Below are 773 nucleotides of genomic sequence, written 5' to 3' on the forward strand. Positions count from 1 at the left end.
CTCGCAATGTCTCTTGATCACTAGACTTGTGATCAAGAGACAGGGTAACCACAAGCTGTGGCACACGGGCGTGCAAAGCCAACGTTCATTGGTGGAAGCATTACGTAAAGGCGATGCGTCGAAAGCCAAGCACATCATGGAACAGCACATGCTGACTGCGCATCAATTAATGAAGAAGCAAGAAGCAAGAAGCTGAAGTGGCGAACCGCTTCCTCACAGAAAGCTAAGTGGCTCGCCATCATCTAAAAATAAAGAATTAAGGGTGATTGGCTAATGTCATTTTACGGACCAAACGGAAGAATTCGTCGGATTCCTCTTCCGTCAGACAAGAGAAAAAATCTTGCTTGAGGTTAGTCATGATGCGGTGCACTTTGCGTACCGCTTCTACCCCTTCTTTGGTGAACGTCAGAATCTTCAGTCTTTGATTGGTCTCGCACTTAGATACTTGAACAAAGCCGCGCTTCTCTAAGTTATCCACCATGCGTTTTGCGACGCTTCGCTCCGTTAGAACCGCATCCGCTAACTCTTGCTGGCTCATTGGCTGAAACTCTTCCAACGCAGCTAAGGCACTCGCCATTTCTAACGTCATTAAGTCCTGACGCGATAGCTCTGCTTGGGCACGATTACGGAAGGTTCGGTTCATCACGCTGCACACAAACATCGGGCTTTGATCCAACACGGATATCGGAGAAATCTTCTGATCTTTCATACTTGCCTATTCTACTTTCGGCTTTGTTTTCATTAGGATAGTATTATGTTTACAAGAGATTCCC

The 773-nt window shown here is 46.4% G+C and carries 1 protein-coding gene and 1 pseudogene; one reads left to right on the top strand and one right to left on the bottom strand.

Annotation, left to right across the window (positions count from 1 at the left end; genetic code table 11):
* Positions 1 to 196: pseudogene (locus tag KIV40_RS27305) on the top strand (GntR family transcriptional regulator); the annotation flags it as partial.
* Between the two features lie 60 nt (positions 197 to 256).
* Here KIV40_RS27305 and KIV40_RS27310 read toward each other — a convergent pair.
* Positions 257 to 709, bottom strand: coding sequence for a MarR family winged helix-turn-helix transcriptional regulator (locus KIV40_RS27310; RefSeq protein WP_285352332.1), 453 nt, complete (start codon positions 707 to 709; stop codon positions 257 to 259).
* Between the last annotated feature and the right edge of the window lie 64 nt (positions 710 to 773).

It is taken from the genome of Vibrio sp. D173a, from assembly GCF_030248475.1.

Excerpts from the sequence above, each read along its gene's own strand:
- KIV40_RS27310 (WP_285352332.1), bottom strand. The coding sequence starts at position 709 with ATGAAAGATCAGAAGATTTCTCCGATATCCGTGTTGGATCAAAGCCCG.